This is a genomic window from Ruegeria sp. MALMAid1280 (assembly GCF_049195285.1).
Classification (GTDB): Bacteria; Pseudomonadota; Alphaproteobacteria; order Rhodobacterales; family Rhodobacteraceae; genus Ruegeria.
In genome coordinates, this window is record NZ_JBMIRT010000059.1 from 566,030 (window position 1) to 582,960 (window position 16,931).

Genomic DNA, 16,931 nt, shown 5'->3' on the forward strand with positions numbered 1-16,931 from the left:
GCGTATTTTCGATAGATGTTTGCGCTGCGGTGGGGCGAATTGGCTCTCGCAGTCGGCGGTTGCATTCCGTATAAACCCTGCAGCAATACAGGGAAACGCTGCCATGACCCGAGATATGTCCCCCATTAACAAGGCCAAATATGTCGCCGCGCGCCGTGCCGCCGATATGGTGCAGGACGGGATGCGCGTTGGCTTGGGTACCGGATCGACCGCCGCTTGGATGGTGCGCCGTCTGGGTGAAAGGGTGCAGACCGAGGGGCTGCGGGTCAAAGGGGTTCCGACCTCGATCCGCACCGCGCAACTGGCCCGCGAAGTCGGGATCGAGGTGGTCTCGCTGGATCAGGCCGGGTGGCTGGACCTGACCATCGACGGCGCGGATGAGTTCGACGGTGAACTGAACCTGATCAAAGGTGGCGGCGGCGCGCATCTGCAGGAAAAGATCGTCGCCACGGCCAGCGATCAGATGGTGGTGATCGCCGATGCGGGCAAAGAGGTTGAGACGCTGGGTGCCTTTCCGCTACCGGTCGAAGTGATCCCTTTTGGCTGGCAGACCACGCGGACCCTGATCGAAGAGGCGCTGGACACGATGGATGTCCTGGGCAACTCGGCAATGTTGCGGATGAACGGCGAAGCGCCTTTTGTGACCGACGAAGGCAACCACATTCTTGACCTGCATCTGCAGCGAATCGGTAACGTGCGCCAACTGGCTCTGGTGCTCAATCAGGTGCCCGGAGTGGTCGAAAACGGGCTGTTCATCGACATCTGTGACAAAGTTGTGATCGGCCACGGCGATGGGCGGATCGAGCTGCGCGATATCAACGCGGGCACCACCGAACTGGACCAACTGGTAGAGGGCGGAGACAACCTGTTCTCGGATCTGGCGGATTGAGGCTGGCGACTGGCGCCAGTGCAGAAGCGTGAAACACAACTGGTGGCAGTGCCTTAAGTGAAGTTTACACACCGACAAGGGTTGGCAGCGCGTTTTTCGACCCCAGATAATCACCGAATTTTGGCCTGACGAAATAAAGGAACTCAGGATGAGCTTTGACTATGATCTGTTCGTCATCGGAGGCGGCTCGGGCGGGGTTCGCGCGGCGCGTGTGGCGGCTGGTGAAAACGGTGCCAAGGTGGCGCTGGCGGAAGAGGACCGCTATGGCGGGACCTGCGTTATCCGGGGATGTGTGCCGAAAAAGCTGATGGTCTTTGCCAGCGAATTCTCAGGCATGGTGGGTGATGCACAGGCTTATGGATGGGACATTCAACCCGGTGCGTTGGATTGGAAAACGTTTCACGGCAAGCTGGTGGCGGAACTGGACCGGCTGGAAGGCATCTATCGCAATATCCTGAAGAACAACGGCGTCGAGAGCTTTGATCAGCGTGCGCGTATTGTGGACGCGCATACGGTCGAACTGGCCGATGGCACCCGCAAGACGGCCAAGCACATTCTGGTTGCGACCGGTGGCCGTCCGGTTGTGCCCGAGTTTCCGGGCTCGGAACTGGCGATCACGTCGAACGAGATTTTCCATCTGGAGAAGCTGCCGGAAAGCATCCTGATCGTCGGTGGCGGTTATATCGCCAGCGAATTCGCCGGGATCATGAACGGGATGGGAGTCAAGACGACTCAGTTCTATCGCGGCGCGCAGATTCTGCGCGGGTTCGATGAAGAAGCACGTGGCCTGATCAGCGAAGAGATGTGCCAGAACGGCATCGATCTGCACCTTGGTACAAACGTGCTTGAGATGAAAAAGCAGGGCGACAAGATTTGGGTCAAAGCCACCAACGGAACCGAACGGGTCTTCGATGTGGTGATGTACGCCACCGGCCGTGCACCGAACGCGGACAATCTGGGCCTTGAGGACGTGGGTGTCGAACGCGGTCGCAAGGGCGAGATCGTGGTGGACGAATACAGCCAGACCGGTGTGCCTTCGATCTATGCCATCGGCGACGTAACCGACCGGGTGAACCTGACCCCGGTTGCGATCCGCGAGGGCATGGCGTTCGTTGAGACAGTCTTCAAAGGCAACCCGACGCCGGTGGATCATGAGCTGATCCCCACCGCGATCTTCACACAGCCGGAGTTCGGCACCGTGGGCCTCAGCGAGGAAGAGGCGGCAGCGCAGGAGCCGATCGAAGTCTATGCGACCTCGTTCAAACCGATGCAGAAGGCCTTTGCAGGCGGAACGCAACGTGTGCTGATGAAGCTGATCGTCAGCCAGGCCACCCGCAAGGTACTGGGCTGCCACATCGTTGCGCCGGGCGCGGGTGAGATGATCCAACTGGCCGGAATCGCCGTCAAAATGGGTGCGACCAAGGAAGATTTCGACCGCACTGTTGCCGTTCACCCGGTCATGGCCGAGGAACTGGTAACACTGCGGCAACCTGTGCGCACTGCTTGATTTGCAACTGCGCGCACACAAGTTACAAGGGAAACCGTGATCACACGGTCCAACACAAGGGAATAGATACATATGGCGGGCAACAGCGGTGGCCCCTGGGGGGGCGGAGGCTCATCCGGTGGCGGAGGAAATCGGGGTAACAATGGGGACGGGCGCAAGCCCCCCGAAGGCGAAGGCCCGCAGATCCCCGAGATCGACGAGCTGATGAAAAAGGGCCAGGAACAGCTGCGCGTCCTGATGGGCGGTCGTGGCGGTTCGGGTCGTGGTGGCGGTCAGGGTGCCGGTGGGGGTGGTCCCATCTTTACCAAAGGCACCGTGCTGATCGGTGTGGTCGTCGCGGCGGTGCTTTGGGGTGCGGCCAGCTTCTATACAGTCAAGCCCGAAGAACAGTCGGTTGAGCTGTTCTTGGGTGAGTTCTCGGCCGTCGGCAATCCGGGTCTGAACTTTGCCCCGTGGCCCTTTGTGACCGCTGAGGTCATCCCGGTCACCCGCGAACAGACCGAGGACATGGGCGGTGCACGCGGCACCGATGATGGCCTGATGCTGACCGGCGACGAAAACGTGGTCGATATCGACTATCAGGTCGTTTGGAACATCAACGACCCGGCCAAGTTCCTGTTCAACCTGCGGGACCCGCGCCAGACGATCCGCGCCGTGTCGGAATCGGCCATGCGTGAGATCATTGCGCAAAGCGAACTGGCCCCTATCCTGAACCGGGACCGTGGCATCATCGCGGATCGCCTTCAGGAATTGATCCAGTCGACGATGGATAGCTACGATTCCGGAATCAACATCGTCCGTGTGAACTTCGACAAGGCCGACCCGCCGCAGGACGTGATCGCCGCCTTCCGCGACGTTCAGGCCGCTGCGCAGGAGCGTGACCGGCTGCAAAACGTAGCCGACGCCTACGCCAACCGCGTTCTGGCCGAAGCCCGTGGTGAAGCCGCGCAGGTTCTGGAAGAGGCCGAAGCCTATCGCGCCCAACAGATCAACAGCGCGCAAGGTGAAGCCAGCCGTTTCAGTGCGGTTCTGGAAGAATACGCCAAAGCGCCTGACGTGACCCGCAAGCGCCTCTATCTGGAACGGATGGAGCAGGTTCTGGGTGACGTCGACAAGATCATTCTGGACGAGAACTCGACTGGTCAGGGGCAGGGCGTCGTGCCCTATTTGCCGCTGAACGAGCTGCGCCGCAATCAGGCCGAGGAGAGCAACTGATGCGTAAGTCACCCCTTATCCTCATCTTCGTCGTGATTCTCGGCGTGGTCGGCCTGTCCTCGATCTTTATCGTGGACGAGCGTGAACGTGCGCTGGTTCTGCAATTCGGCCGCGTAGTTGCGGTCAAGGAAGAGCCGGGTCTGGCCTTCAAGATTCCTGTGATTCAGGAAGTTGTCCGCTACGACGACCGCATCCTGTCGATCGACGTACAGCCGCTGGAGGTGACGCCTCTGGACGACCGTCGTCTGGTGGTTGACGCCTTTGCGCGCTACCGGATTTCCGATCTGAACCGCTTCCGTCAGGCTGTTGGTGTCGGCGGGATTCCGGTTGCCGAGGATCGTTTGGACCGCATCCTGCGCGCGGAAACCCGCGAAGTGCTGGGTTCGGTGTCGTCGCGCGATATCCTCAGTTCGGACCGTGCCGCGCTGATGCTGCGCATACGCAACAGCGCAATTGCCGAAGCGCAGGCGCTGGGCGTGAACGTGATCGACGTGCGTCTGAAAGCCACTGATCTGCCGCAGGCGAACCTTGAGGCAACCTTTGACCGGATGAAGGCCGAACGGGAACGCGAAGCAACCGACGAACGCGCCCGTGGTAACGAAGCCGCGCAGCGTGTGCGTGCGCAAGCAGACCGGACCGTGGTTGAACTGGTGTCGGATGCCAATCGTGAGGCAGAGATCATTCGTGGTGAGGCAGACGCCGAACGCAATGCGATCTTCGCCGAAGCCTATGGTGCGGATCCGGAGTTCTTCGAGTTCTATCGCTCGCTGTCCGCTTACGAGAATGCATTGCAGGGCAACAACAGTTCGTTGATTCTGAGCCCGGATTCCGAGTTCTTCAACTATCTGGCTTCGCCGACAGGTCGGCGGGCTCCGCCTGTTGTGGCAGTTGAATAATGGGCATGATCCTTCTGGCCTTCGGGCTGGTACTGATTGTCGAGGGGCTGGCCTACGCGCTGGCCCCTTCGCTTATTGAACGTATGCTTGAGGCGCTGCGGTCCTTGCCGGAACAGGCGCGACGGCTGGTAGGGCTGCTTTGCGTGGTCAGCGGGCTGGTGCTGCTATGGGGCGCGTATCAGGTCGGGTTTTGAGACGGTGATTTCACTTGCCGGTGATTTCCCCGCGATCCCGAGTTGCGGGTCTGAACAAACTGACTACATTGGTTGCTAAGAAAGGTTGCCGAGGGGCGGCCACAGAAGAATTGTCGACAAGGAGTTCCCAAGTGCAGGCACAAGCACGAAGTATTTCCGTCCGGCAGGACGATAGTGTTGGTATTATGCGGCTGATGTGGCTGGCTTTTGCGGGGATGCTGCTTGTTCTGGCCCAGACCGCCGCCGCGCAGGCGCGGGGCGAAAGCTTGGCGCCGCTGGCCGAGCAGATCAGCCCGGCGGTGGTCAATATCACCACCACTACGCTGATCGAAGGGCAGACAGGCCCGCAAGGGATCGTGCCTGAGGGCTCTCCGTTCGAAGACTTCTTCCGCGAGTTTCAGGACCGCAACGGCGATGACGACAACCGTCCACGTCGCAGCAACGCGCTGGGTTCGGGATTTGTGATCTCCGAGGACGGTTATATCGTCACCAACAATCACGTCATCGCTGAAGCCGATGAAATCCTTGTGGAATTCTTTCCAGGCGACGGGCAGCCAAAAAAGGAACTGCCCGCCAAGGTGATCGGCACGGATGAGAAAACCGATATCGCGCTGCTCAAGGTCGAGGCCACGGGGCCGCTGCAATATGTGAAATTCGGTGACAGCGACATTGCGCGCGTGGGCGATTGGGTGATCGCCATGGGCAACCCGCTGGGGCAGGGGTTCTCTGTCTCGGCCGGGATCGTTTCAGCCCGCAATCGGGCGCTCAGCGGATCGTATGACGATTACATCCAGACCGATGCGGCCATCAACCGGGGCAACTCGGGTGGTCCGCTGTTCAACATGAACGGCGAGGTGATCGGCGTGAACACCGCGATCCTGTCGCCTAACGGTGGCTCGATCGGAATTGGCTTTTCGATGGCGTCCAATGTGGTGGTCAAGGTTGTCGACCAACTGCGTGAATTCGGCGAAACCCGCCGTGGTTGGCTTGGCGTGCGCATTCAGGACGTGACCGAGGATATGGCCGAAGCGATGGGCCTGGACAAGCCCGGCGGCGCGTTGATCAGTGACGTGCCGGATGGTCCGGCGAAAGAGGCCGGTCTGCTGGCCGGTGACGTGATCCTCAGCTTTGACGGCGTCGAGGTCGAAGACACTCGTGGTCTGGTCCGTCAGGTTGGCGAAACCACCGTGGGTAAATCGGTTCGCGTGGTTGTCCACCGCGAAGGCGGTACCCAGACCGTTCTGGTGACGCTGGGCCGTCGTGAGGACGCAGAGCGCGCCGAGGACGGTGATGAGGACACGCCGGAGGTTCCGGCCGAGGAAAACGCCGACATTCTGGGCCTGACCATATCGCCGCTGACCGATGCGTTGCGCACGGATATGGGTCTGGATGCGGATGCTGATGGGCTGGTGGTGAGCGCCGTTGACGAAGCATCGGAAGCCTTTTCCAAGGGTTTGCGTGCTGGCGACCTGATCACTGAGGCCGGTCAGCAGAAGGTCAGCTCGATCGAAGACCTTGAGGCGCGCATGGACGAGGCGCGCGAGGCGGGGCGTAAATCTCTGCTGCTGCTGGTGCGCCGTGGCGGCGAACCCCGCTTTGTGGCGCTGAGCCTGGGGGAATAACCCAAAGGCGGAAACAATCAAAAAGGCCGGAGCAGATGCTCCGGCCTTATTTGTGCTGGGAGGTATGAGCCACGCACCGGGGAAGGCGCGTGGCCCTGATACAGGGAGAGGTCAGTGGACAGATATCGGGGATGATTCTCTGACCTCCTACGGTAACAGTTATGACGATAGGCTTAACGCTACCTTTGGTCTGTGAAGCAGGTCACATGGGTCAGATCAGATCGGATTCGGCCAATTCCCGCAGGGCCGCGAAGTCTTGGATCATCAGCCCGCCGCGCGACGCCTCAACCACATTGTCGCGCTTCCAGGTAGAGATGGTCTTGGACACCGCTTCCCGCGTGGCGCCCACGAACTCGGCCAGCTCGCTTTGCGACAGGGTGATCCGGGTGGACGGGTCATCCTGCAGTTCGGACAGGTGCAGCAGTTTGCGGGCCAGACGGATCGGCATCGGCAGAAAAACCTGCTCGTTCAGTTGTGATCCCATCCACCGCATCCGCAGGCCGGCCAGACGGATCAGGTCCACCGCAAGGTCGGGGTGCTGCCGGATCTGAGCCATCACATCGCCCTGCCGGACCCGCAACACGCGGGACTGTTCAGCGGCTGCGATAGTGGCGGTGCGGGGGCCACTGTCGAACAGGGCAATCTCGCCAAAGATCTCTCCGGGCCGCATGAGGGTCAGCGATAGTTTTCGGCCGCTCATGGCCAGAAAGGACACTTCGAGCGTGCCTTCGAGAATGGCGTAAAGGGCGTCGCCTTCATCGCCTTGCTCGAACAGAACCTCGCCACGCTCCAGACAGATTTCGGTCGCCTGCGCGGAGAGCATGGCTTTCAGTCTGTCTGATGCCTCGGACAGAAAGCCGCTGTCTGGAAAAGCCGTCATGAGTTTCAGGTGCTCCGGCTGTGAGTGGTGTCACAACTTTCCACAGCTTTGCCGTTTAGCCAAGGATTTTTGTCGGTTTGGTCCGGCGTTACGTCCGGGAACAGCGCAGAATTGCGTTACCGCCTGAGGTGAAAAGGGATCGTCCCTGTTCCCCTATTGGTGGTCAGGATCATCCATGTAGCTTTGCAGCAGATTGAATTGCAGCATCAGAAACACCATCAGCGCGATGGGGAAACCGAATGTCTCGATCTTGACCCAGAGGTCGGTCGACATCGTGCGCCAGACGAATTCGTTGGCCACGGCCAGTACCGTGAAACAGCCGCACAGGCGTCGGGTCAGGATCATCCACCCCTCGTGTTGCATCGGCAGCATCTCGTCCAGGACATAAGCGAGGTAGGACTTGCGCTGCAACAGGCCGATGCCCAGGATCACCGAAAAGAACCCGTAGACCAGCGTGGTCTTCATCTTGAAGAACCGCTCGTCATTGAACCAGGCGGTCAGGCCGCCGAAGAAAATGACCATGAAAGCGGTGAAAATCTGAATCCGGCTGAGCTTGCCCGTCAGGTACCAGAGAACGCCCATGGCGCCCAGCATCAGCGGCACAAACAGGATGGTGGCGACGATAAAGCCGGAATATTCAGTACCACCGATCAGAAAGCTGTCGTCGCGCAGGCGCAGGTAGATGAAGAAGAAGGCCAGCGGGGGGCCAAGCTCCAGCACTTGTTTCAGAAACGGGTTGATCTCTTTTTTGCCTGTCATAACGGTTTCCTGCTGCTTACCCGCCCATTTCAACTATTACGGCGCCGAGTGCAATCAATGCCATCAATCCGATCCGTCTGGGGCCGACGGTTTCTTTCAGGACCAGCCAGCCGATCAGCGCGGCAAACACCGTTGAGGTTTCCCGCAGGACGGCGGCCTCGCCGACCTTGTCGAGCCTTGTGGCCAGCATGATCGCCCCGAAAGACAAGGGGGCGATGATGCCGCCTGCCAAGCCGCGCAACATCAGCGGGCCGATGGCCGGTCGACTGATCATGGCGCGCCATCTGAGAAAGGCGTAGACCGGCATTGCCGCCCCGTCGATCATGAAGAACCAGGCCAGAAAGGTGAACGGATCGGCGGTGGCGCGGATGCCATAGGCGTCATAGGTGGTATAGAGCGCCACAAACAGGCCGGTTGCGACGGCCAGAACCAGAGCAATGCCCAGCGTTTCGCGGTTGGTTTCGAGAAAGCGCAGGTTATAGGCCGCGAGGCCGAAGATACCGGCCAGCAGCGTGGCAACGCCCAGCCATTGGATCACCGAGAAGGTTTCACCGAACAGCAAATAAGCTCCGATCACGGTGAACAGGGGGCCGGTGCCCCGTACGACCGGGTAGACCACGGTGTAGGAGCCTTTGGTATAGGCCATGGCCTGAAGGATCTTGTAGCCGATATGGATCACCCAGACCGTGGCGAAGATCGGCCACATGTAAGGTTCGGGCCAGGGAACGATGAAAAACGCGAAGGGCGCGGCCAAAAGGCAATAGCTGGCGTCGATGGCGCCACGGGACATCCAGGGATCGTGGCGGCCTTTTTGAAGGGCGCCAAAGACCGCGTGCAGGAAGGCCGCCATCAGGGCCAGCCCAAGTGCAAGTTGGTGGCCTGCTTCGGTGCCTTCGAGTGAGATCAGCCAGTCGCTCAAGTGTCAGGTCTTTATGCTGGGTGGAGAGGCTGGGGGTTTTCAACCCTCAGACCCCCGGAAGGTAATTTTAACCAGATGAAGGGGCGGATCAGCTTTGGCCCAGACCGGTGAGGGCGGCGGCGAACTCTTCGGGGTCGAAGGGGGCGAGGTCGTCGATTTGTTCGCCGACACCAATGGCGTGGATGGGCAGACCGAACTTGTCCGCCAGCGCGACCAACACGCCGCCCTTGGCAGTGCCGTCGAGTTTGGTCATCACGAGGCCGGACACATCTGCCAGATTGCGGAAGGTTTCCACCTGACTCAGCGCGTTCTGGCCGGTGGTGGCGTCCAGCACCAGCAGAGTGTTGTGCGGTGCGGTGTCGTCGACCTTGCGGATGACGCGGACGATCTTGGCCAGTTCCTCCATCAGGTCGGCGCGGTTTTGCAGGCGGCCGGCTGTGTCGATCATCAGAAGGTCAGCACCGTCCTGCTGGGCTTTGGTCAGGGCGTCGAAAGCGAGGCTGGCAGGATCTGAGCCTTCGGGGGCTGTCAGGACAGGCACGCCAGCGCGTTCACCCCAGACTTGCAGCTGTTCGACAGCGGCGGCGCGGAAGGTGTCTCCGGCGGCGATCACGACCTTTTTGCCGGCGGATTTGAACTGACTGGCCAGCTTGCCGATTGTGGTGGTCTTGCCTGATCCGTTGACGCCGACGACCAACACCACCTGCGGGCGTTTGGGGTAGACGGGAAGGGGTTTGGCAACGGGTTCCATCACGCGGGCGACTTCCTGCGCCAGCAGTTGTTTGATTTCCTGGGTTGAGAGTTTGCGGCCATAGCGCCCCTCGGCCATATTCGCGGTGACGCGCAGGGCGGTGTCGACGCCCATGTCCGATGCGATCAGCAGCTCTTCGAGCTGTTCCAGCATGTCGTCGTCCAGCGTACGGCGTATGGCGGTCTTGGCCTCGCTGCGACCGAACAGGCGACCCAACACGCCTTTGGATGGCGCGGCCTCGGGCGGGGGCGGGGCAGGGGTCGGATCGACGGGCGCGGGCTCGGGGACCTCGACCGGTTGTGGTGCTGGCGTGGGGTCCGGCACTTCGGGAACCGGTTGCGGGACTTCCGGCACAGGTTCGGGCTGCGGCTCGGGCTCGGGAATGATCGGATCAGGGGCGGTTGTTTCCTCGCCGCCATCTTCGACGATAGCCTCAAGCCCCTGTTCGAGGCGGGACGAGGATTTGAACAGCTTGTCCTTGAGCTTTGAGAAAAACGCCATCTTTGGTCTCCGCAGGTGTTCCCTTCACCTAATGCGGATTTGCGGCAGTTGCAAAGGGTCAGAGAAACGCGACCAGCAAACCGGCCTGCGCCCCCCAATAAAGCGGCCAAACCAGATAAGGCGTGATCTTCAGGGCGGGGTGGTCTTCCGGCAGCAAGAACTTTTCAGTTGCCAGGGTCAGGTCGGACGCGATGAAAGCCAGGGCCGCGGGCAGCGCCCACCGCAGAGCGCCGGTTTCAGGCAGGGCCAGAACGGTTATGCCCATCCCCAGAATGATCGGGATATAAGCCAGAACGGGGATTTTGAGGTCCCCTGCGCGTGGTGCGAGCAGTGTGGCGGCAACGATCCCAAGGATGATGAGCGACCAGAAAATCACGGGCCTGTCGAAAATCAATGCTTGGTCGCTGGCGGGGTGGGTCAGGAACAGGGCGATATAGGCCAGATGTCCCGCAGCGAAAGCTCCGATGCCCGCCATGAAGGTGCTGTCAGTCTCGCGCGACAACAGCGCATCGCCAAGGGCGCACAAGCTCAGCGCCAGAACCAGTAGAAGCGGTGCTGCGCCCAGTAATGCGATCACGGCCAGCAGAGCGACGGAAAGGGTTTTGAGTAGCGACCGCAAGGCGGTGGCTGGACGTGGCGATAGGGGCAGATAGGCCAGAGCACAGATAGCTGCGAGCCAGAACAATGCGGTTGTCATGAATTCTTCCCCCGTTTTTTTGCAGCATGTTACGGGTCGCCGGTTCACCTCAACCGGTGACGTCGAGGCAGGTGGTTTTGCGGAAATGGCAATGGCACCGGACAACCGCATCTGACACAATGCGACCATGTTCAGATACCTAGCGATTCTGCTGCTGCCTGCGTTTTCAGCCTCGGCCCAAACGGCCCTGACGGCGTCGGATTTCGATGAGTATACGCGCGGAAAAACCCTGTTTTATGGCTTTCAGGGAAAGATCTACGGGGTCGAGCGTTACCTGCCCAATCGCCGAGTCATCTGGTCGTTCCTGGATGGCAACTGCAAAGAGGGCGTCTGGTATGAGCAGGACGAACAGATTTGTTTCATCTACGAAGATCGTCTGGCCCCGCAATGCTGGGTCTTCACCCGTTCAGGGAGTGGTCTGATCGCGCAGTTCGAGGGTGATCCGGCGGAGACGGAGCTTTATGAAGCGGAAGATATCGGAGAAGAGATGCTCTGCTACGGGCCGGAAGTCGGCGTGTAGGGCGCACTCAGAAGAGTGAGCCCTGATCCGGTGCGTCTTTCTTGGTGGTTTTCTTGGGGGACGGTCGCGGGCCCGCGGGTTGGCCGGTGGTCAGCACGCCATCAGCGAACTCGATTTGGAGTGAGTTGTGTTTCTCGGCCTGCTTTTTCGTCGTCAGCACCTGATCATCGGCGCGCACAACGGCATAGCCGCGCTGCAAAGTGGCCTTGTAGCTGAGCGTTTCGCGCAGGCGGTCGGTTGCGGTCAGCTGTTGCCGCATCCGATCCAGTCGCGTTGTCTGCGCCGCGTTCATCCGCTCGGCCAGCCGGGTGATGGTCTGTTGCTGCACCTCGATCTCACGCTGAATGGGACGCAGCGACAGACGTGATGACAGGTTGCGCACCGCTTCCTGGCGGCTTGTCACGAGGTTGCGCAGGGTTGACGGACGCAGATGGGCCGACAGTTTCACCACTTGCAGGTGGCGGTTTTGCACGCCGCGTTCCAGCGCAGGCGTCAGGCGATCTGCAATCAAATCAAGCCGTTGGCGCGGAGTGTTCAACAAGCTGTCCGGGCGCGGTAAGGCACGGGACAGGTCGCGCAACCGTTGGGATCGCCGTTGCACCGCATCTGTCGCTGCGCGGGACAGGCGCGCGCCTTGCTCTCCGGTCCAGGCCAGCAGTTCCATCCGCACGGGTACGGCCAGTTCGGCGGCGGCGGTTGGGGTTGGTGCGCGGCGGTCTGAGACATAGTCGATCAGTGTCGTATCGGTTTCATGGCCCACGGCCGAGATCAGCGGAATATCCGAGGATGCCGCGGCGCGCGCGACGATTTCTTCATTGAAGCCCCACAGGTCTTCTATCGAGCCACCACCCCGTGCGACGATGATCAGGTCCGGGCGGGGCAGGGCTCCGCCGGGGGTCAGTTGATTGAAGCCCTGGATGGCATTGGCGACCTCGGGGGCGCAGTTCGATCCCTGAACGGCCACCGGCCAGATCAAAACCTTGCGCGGAAAACGATCACGCAGCCGGTGCAGAATATCCCGGATCACCGCGCCCGAAGGAGAGGTCACAACGCCGATAATCTGCGGCAGGTAAGGCAGGGGCTTTTTGCGTTCAGGTGCAAACAGCCCCTCGGCCTCAAGCTGTTTCTTGCGTTTCTCCAGCAGCGCCATCAGCGCGCCTTGTCCGGCAACCGCCACCTCATCGACGTTCAGGTTGTATTTGGACTGCGCGCCGAAAGCAGTGAGCCGACCGGTGACGACAACCTCAAGCCCTTCCTCCGGCACAACGGACAGGCCCGAGATCTGACCCTTCCACGTGGTACAGGCCAGCACGTTTCGGTCGTCCTTGATGTCATAATACAAATGCCCCGAGCGCGCCTTGAACACGCGCCCGACTTCTCCGCGCACACGGATTCGCCCGAACGTGCCTTCGAGCGTCCGTTTCACCTCGCCCGAGATGTCCGAAACTGTGTATTCAGGGGTGTTTTGGCCGGGAATGGGGTCGTCAAGCAGGTCGGACATTTCAGCGCCTTGTGTCAAATGCCTGCCCAGCTTAGAACGCCCGCAAGGCAAGGCCAAGCAGATCGGAGAGCAATCATGAATATCCTCATTCTCGGTAGTGGTGGGCGCGAACATAGCCTGGCCTGGGCGGTGATGCAGAACCCCAAATGCGACCGCCTGATCGTGGCGCCGGGCAATGCCGGGATCGCGCAGATTGCCGATTGCGCGGCGCTGGATATCGAGAATGGCGGGGCGGTCGTCAGCTTTGCCGAGGCAAACGCGATTGATTTCGTGATCGTTGGCCCCGAGGCCCCTCTGGCTGCCGGTGTGGCAGATCGTCTGCGCGAGGCGGGCGTGCTGGTGTTCGGTCCCTCGGCAGCAGCGGCACAGTTGGAGGCTTCGAAAAGCTTCACCAAAGAGATTTGCGATGCGTCCGGCGCGCCAACGGCGGCTTACGCGCGGTTCACCGAGGCCGAGCCAGCGAAAGACTACATCCGCGCGCAAGGTGCCCCGATTGTGGTCAAAGCCGACGGTCTGGCTGCGGGCAAAGGCGTGATCGTGGCGATGGATGAGCAAACCGCGTTGGACGCCATCGACGATATGTTCGGCGGTGCGTTTGGCGGGGCAGGGGCCGAAGTGGTCATTGAAGAATTCATGGAGGGTGAAGAGGCCTCACTGTTCGTGCTGTGCGATGGCGAGGACATCCTGTCCGTTGGCACCGCGCAGGACCACAAGCGTGTGGGCGAAGGCGACACGGGCCTGAACACGGGCGGCATGGGCGCCTATTCCCCGGCGCCGGTTCTAAGCGCCGAGATCGAAGCGCGCGCGATGGAAGAAATTATCAAGCCCACCGTGGCCGAGATGAAACGGCGCGGGATGCCGTTTCAGGGCGTTCTCTATGCCGGTCTGATGATCAAGGGCGGCCAGCCGCGTCTTGTGGAATACAACGTACGCTTTGGCGATCCGGAATGTCAGGTTTTGATGTTGCGTCTGGGCGCGCAGGCAATGGACCTGATGCACGCGGCCGCCGAAGGCCGGTTGGGCGAAGCACAAGTGAACTGGGCAGACGATTACGCCCTGACTGTTGTGATGGCGGCGAACGGGTATCCGGGGTCGTATCAGAAAGGCAGCGTGATCAAAGGGCTGGCGAATTTGCCTGAGGATAGCGGGAACATGGTTTTCCACGCCGGAACCAAAGCCTCTGACGGGCAGGTATTGGCCTCGGGTGGTCGTGTCCTGAACGTCACCGCGCGGGGCGGGACACTGCAGGAAGCGCGGGATCGCGCCTATGCAATGGTGGACGGTGTCGATTGGCCGGATGGGTTCTTCCGTCGCGATATCGGCTGGCGGGCGCTCTGATTCCAAAGGCTCCCGCGCCCTGACGCCGCATCAAAGATGCAACACCAAAGGCCTTGGGCCGGGCAGCCCGCTGGCGCGGGCTGTGGTCGGGTTTAGTCCGAGCAGTTCAAGGCCTGTTTCATTGCTTTGCTGCTAAACAGGGACAAGGTCCGTGTTTTCCAACCCGTATCGTGGCTGACGCTGACGATCTGTTGCCAGTCGGCGCTGACCACGATCATTTCAGGACCAGAGCCGCAATCTCTGATCCCACCGGTGATAAAGTCTTCACCGATGCGATGGTTGGTCAGGCCGGGCAAGGAGGTGATCTCGGCCAGGTCACCATCCCGGAAGCGCCAGATGCGCAGGGTCTTGGCCAGATGAGGCCGATCAATATAGGCAATTTCCACATAACCGTCGCCGTCCAGATCAGCAGCGCCAATCGGGGACAGCCAGCGAAAGCGGGTGCCGATTTGAGGCGTGGCAGCGACTTTCCTCCCGCCTCTGTCATAGATCGCCAGTTGAGCGCCTGTCTGAATGTGGGATTCGATGACGATGACCTCTTGCGTGCCATCCAGATCGATATCTATCAGTCTTGGCGCAAGGTCTTCAAACACTCGATCCGAGGGCAGCCGGATGGTGAGCGTGCTGCCTTGGACCGTCAGTTCCAGCGCGCCGTACTCGATGTTGTCGCCCAAGACCCCGTGCGCATAGCGTGTGGTGGGTTCTGTAAAGCGGGCGCTTGTGATTGTTTCGGCAATCGCAAGTGCTCCTCCCGCCAGCCACAAGCTCAACGCCAGCAGCGCGCCGCGTGCCTGACATTGCCACAGGCGGGCGGGCAGGCGCGGCGCTTTGGAGATCATCAGATCTGTTTTTCGGGCATCTGCACGACCAGACCGTCCAGCTCATCCGTGACCTTGATCTGGCAGGTCAGGCGTGAACGCGCTGGGTCGGGCTCGTAGGCAAAGTCCAGCATGTCCTCTTCCATGTCGTCCTTGGCCGGAACTTTCTCGACCCAGTCGGGGTGGAGGTAGACATGGCAGGTCGAGCACGCACAGGCGCCGCCGCAATCGGCCTCGATGCCGGGGATGTTGTTGTCACGGGCGCCTTCCATGACGGTCAGTCCGTTGGCGACCTCGACTGTGTGTTCGGTACCGCTGTGCTCGACATAGGTGATCTTTGCCATTGCGTGCGTCTTCCTTTTTCGATTGTCGAATTCTTCCTTAGTGAAGGCATTTAGGTCTTTCCAGCCTCATTTGCGACTCATCACGCCGCGTCTGGACTTTCCTGTCATTTGTTCTATCTTTGTTCTCATGCTTGTTACCTCTGTTCGCCCCGCGGTTTCAAACCGGGACTGGCCGCGCCCGCCTGCCTGCCTGCCCGCCGAGCGGCTGGACGACCCGCCCGAGGGCGCGCGCGTTGCCGTGGCCGGGCTGGTGATCCTGCGACAAAGGCCGGGGACGGCCAAAGGGGTGATCTTTGTCACGCTTGAAGATGAGACCGGCATCGTCAACGTGGTGATCTGGCGTAAAATCTATGAGCAATTTCGGCGCGCGGTGATCTCGGGGCGATTGCTGCGCGTGACGGGGCGGATGCAGAAAGCCGACGCGGTCATCCATGTGATCGCGGAAGAGATCGAGGATATCTCGGGGATGCTGGATGTGCTGGTGCGGGGCGCGGCAACAACCGGGTAAAACTCTGCGCGCAAGCGGTGTGAAACTCATGCGCCGTCACGATTTCGCCAAAGTTGAGTGCATTCTGAAATGCGTAGTTCAGGGAAGTTAATTTATGCAAAACAAATATTTGTACCGCATTTATCGTTTGCGGCGGCTGATACTCACCAGTCTGATTGCACTGTTCGTGCCATGGGCCATTGGTTGGCAATTGTTCGGGCCATCCGCATTACTTGAAAGCCCAGGTGCAAGTGTAGGTGTCGCCGTTATCTGCACGTCGATTATTCTGAGCCTGGTGCTGGTTTACCCTCGAGTGTGGTGGGAAACGGTGACGACCGCGTTTGTCTTCGGGCTCGGGCTGATGTTCCTGCCGGTCATAGAAGCGATACCTGAACTGGCGCCAACTGCCAATCGCGGTGCAGTTACGGCATGGCTCATATTCGGAGTCGTCTTTGGCAATATATTCCTGTGGTTGGGCCTGAACTGGTTGCCCGGGACCTTAATTAACGTTCCACTCGGGCTGCGCGAGTGGAAGTCACGTATCCGATACGACATGCCAGCGGACCGGGCGTTCCAAGTCCTCAAAACAACTCCGGACAGTTTTGATGGGAAATACAAAACCGGCCCGGTGGGCAATGATGGGCTGTTCACGGTTTCCTCAATAATAAATACGATCAACCCGGACACCTGGGGCCCTGAGAGCGAAGAGCTTCTCTATAAATGCAAGATCGAACAGGAAGGCGAGAACAGCCAGGTGATCTCAAGCTATTATACGATCGAGGGTGAGGCCCGCGTGGACGTTGAACGTCTGAACGTGCGTGCCGCCGGGCAAGGCGCGATTTGTGAAACGTGCACAGTCAAAAGTCGCCGAAACATCTATGAAGATCTTGGTTTTTGGCTGCAGGACTACGGTGCAGATCATAAGTACAGCAGGTTGGAACGGTCAGAGGGGCGCCCTTCGGTCGCTTTGGTGGACTTGCCCTACATTACGCCGCTGGTCGGGTTGGCCCGGTTCTTTGAGCAATTCAACGAGAACCCTCCGGGGGCGCAGCGGTAGCCCACTCCAACGACAAGGTATGCGCGTCAAAGTCAG

Annotated in this window: 18 protein-coding genes; 10 read left to right on the forward strand and 8 right to left on the reverse strand. The window is 60.3% G+C overall.

Annotated elements, in window-relative coordinates; all coding sequences use genetic code 11:
* The first annotated feature begins 103 nt into the window (after nt 1–103).
* The 6 genes from rpiA (at nt 104) to ACOQFT_RS19755 (ending at nt 6,323) form a co-directional block, all read left to right on the forward strand.
* The gene (gene rpiA / locus ACOQFT_RS19730) at nt 104–889 is read left to right on the forward strand and encodes a ribose-5-phosphate isomerase RpiA (RefSeq protein ID WP_421599558.1); all 786 of its coding nucleotides are present in this window, start codon (nt 104–106) and stop codon (nt 887–889) included.
* Nucleotides 890–1,037: 148 nt separating this feature from the next.
* The gene (gene gor, locus ACOQFT_RS19735) at nt 1,038–2,396 is read left to right on the forward strand and encodes a glutathione-disulfide reductase (protein WP_421599559.1); all 1,359 of its coding nucleotides are present in this window, start codon (nt 1,038–1,040) and stop codon (nt 2,394–2,396) included.
* A 72-nt stretch (nt 2,397–2,468) separates the two neighbouring features.
* Nucleotides 2,469–3,611 carry an FtsH protease activity modulator HflK gene (gene hflK, locus ACOQFT_RS19740; RefSeq protein ID WP_421599560.1) on the forward strand — a complete coding sequence of 381 codons (1,143 nt, stop codon included), beginning with the start codon at nt 2,469–2,471 and terminating at the stop codon, nt 3,609–3,611.
* Nucleotides 3,611–4,507, forward strand: a complete 897-nt coding sequence (gene hflC, locus ACOQFT_RS19745) for a protease modulator HflC (RefSeq protein ID WP_421599561.1) — start codon at nt 3,611–3,613, stop codon at nt 4,505–4,507. The genes hflK and hflC overlap by 1 nt, the downstream gene beginning before the upstream one ends.
* Nucleotides 4,507–4,701: a DUF2065 domain-containing protein gene (locus tag ACOQFT_RS19750; RefSeq protein ID WP_421599562.1), complete on the forward strand. Its 195-nt coding sequence runs from the start codon at nt 4,507–4,509 to the stop codon at nt 4,699–4,701. The genes hflC and ACOQFT_RS19750 overlap by 1 nt, the downstream gene beginning before the upstream one ends.
* A gap of 185 nt (nt 4,702–4,886) precedes the next feature.
* Nucleotides 4,887–6,323, forward strand: a complete 1,437-nt coding sequence (locus ACOQFT_RS19755) for a DegQ family serine endoprotease (protein ID WP_421600073.1) — start codon at nt 4,887–4,889, stop codon at nt 6,321–6,323.
* Nucleotides 6,324–6,534: 211 nt separating this feature from the next.
* Here ACOQFT_RS19755 and ACOQFT_RS19760 read toward each other — a convergent pair whose 3' ends face one another.
* The 5 genes from ACOQFT_RS19760 to ACOQFT_RS19780 all read right to left on the reverse strand — a co-directional run bounded on the left by ACOQFT_RS19760 (nt 6,535) and on the right by ACOQFT_RS19780 (nt 10,830).
* Entirely contained in the window at nt 6,535–7,203 is a 669-nt protein-coding gene (locus ACOQFT_RS19760; RefSeq protein ID WP_421599563.1) for a Crp/Fnr family transcriptional regulator, read from the reverse strand.
* A gap of 153 nt (nt 7,204–7,356) precedes the next feature.
* Nucleotides 7,357–7,962 carry an inner membrane-spanning protein YciB gene (locus tag ACOQFT_RS19765; RefSeq protein WP_421599564.1) on the reverse strand — a complete coding sequence of 202 codons (606 nt, stop codon included), beginning with the start codon at nt 7,960–7,962 and terminating at the stop codon, nt 7,357–7,359.
* Nucleotides 7,963–7,978: 16 nt separating this feature from the next.
* Nucleotides 7,979–8,881: an EamA family transporter gene (locus ACOQFT_RS19770; protein WP_421599565.1), complete on the reverse strand. Its 903-nt coding sequence runs from the start codon at nt 8,879–8,881 to the stop codon at nt 7,979–7,981.
* Between the two features lie 88 nt (nt 8,882–8,969).
* Nucleotides 8,970–10,133: a signal recognition particle-docking protein FtsY gene (gene ftsY, locus ACOQFT_RS19775; RefSeq protein ID WP_421599566.1), complete on the reverse strand. Its 1,164-nt coding sequence runs from the start codon at nt 10,131–10,133 to the stop codon at nt 8,970–8,972.
* A gap of 58 nt (nt 10,134–10,191) precedes the next feature.
* Complete coding sequence (locus ACOQFT_RS19780; protein WP_421599567.1) at nt 10,192–10,830, reverse strand: lysoplasmalogenase family protein; 639 nt, start codon at nt 10,828–10,830, stop codon at nt 10,192–10,194.
* Nucleotides 10,831–10,957: 127 nt separating this feature from the next.
* On the opposite strand from ACOQFT_RS19780, the gene ACOQFT_RS19785 reads away from it, so the two are divergent.
* Complete coding sequence (locus tag ACOQFT_RS19785; RefSeq protein ID WP_421599568.1) at nt 10,958–11,350, forward strand: hypothetical protein; 393 nt, start codon at nt 10,958–10,960, stop codon at nt 11,348–11,350.
* Nucleotides 11,351–11,357: 7 nt separating this feature from the next.
* Here the strand turns inward: ACOQFT_RS19785 and xseA are convergent, their stop codons facing one another.
* Nucleotides 11,358–12,851, reverse strand: a complete 1,494-nt coding sequence (gene xseA / locus ACOQFT_RS19790; protein WP_421599569.1) for an exodeoxyribonuclease VII large subunit — start codon at nt 12,849–12,851, stop codon at nt 11,358–11,360.
* A gap of 75 nt (nt 12,852–12,926) precedes the next feature.
* Here xseA and purD point away from each other — a divergent pair, with 75 nt between their 5' ends.
* Entirely contained in the window at nt 12,927–14,189 is a 1,263-nt protein-coding gene (purD, locus tag ACOQFT_RS19795; RefSeq protein ID WP_421599570.1) for a phosphoribosylamine--glycine ligase, read from the forward strand.
* Nucleotides 14,190–14,281: 92 nt separating this feature from the next.
* Here purD and ACOQFT_RS19800 read toward each other — a convergent pair whose 3' ends face one another.
* Nucleotides 14,282–15,028 (reverse strand): FG-GAP repeat domain-containing protein, encoded by a 747-nt coding sequence (locus ACOQFT_RS19800; protein WP_421599571.1) that lies wholly within the window; start codon nt 15,026–15,028, stop codon nt 14,282–14,284.
* A complete protein-coding gene (locus ACOQFT_RS19805) occupies nt 15,028–15,351 on the reverse strand; it encodes a 2Fe-2S iron-sulfur cluster-binding protein (RefSeq protein ID WP_170324526.1) in 324 nt (107 codons plus the stop codon). Before ACOQFT_RS19805 ends, ACOQFT_RS19800 begins: the two co-directional genes overlap by 1 nt.
* Nucleotides 15,352–15,478: 127 nt before the next feature.
* Between ACOQFT_RS19805 and ACOQFT_RS19810 the strand changes: the two genes are divergently transcribed.
* Both ACOQFT_RS19810 and ACOQFT_RS19815 read left to right on the forward strand, forming a co-directional pair.
* Complete coding sequence (locus ACOQFT_RS19810) at nt 15,479–15,859, forward strand: OB-fold nucleic acid binding domain-containing protein (RefSeq protein WP_421599572.1); 381 nt, start codon at nt 15,479–15,481, stop codon at nt 15,857–15,859.
* A gap of 94 nt (nt 15,860–15,953) precedes the next feature.
* Nucleotides 15,954–16,895 (forward strand): hypothetical protein, encoded by a 942-nt coding sequence (locus tag ACOQFT_RS19815; protein WP_421599573.1) that lies wholly within the window; start codon nt 15,954–15,956, stop codon nt 16,893–16,895.
* Nucleotides 16,896–16,931 lie beyond the last annotated feature (36 nt).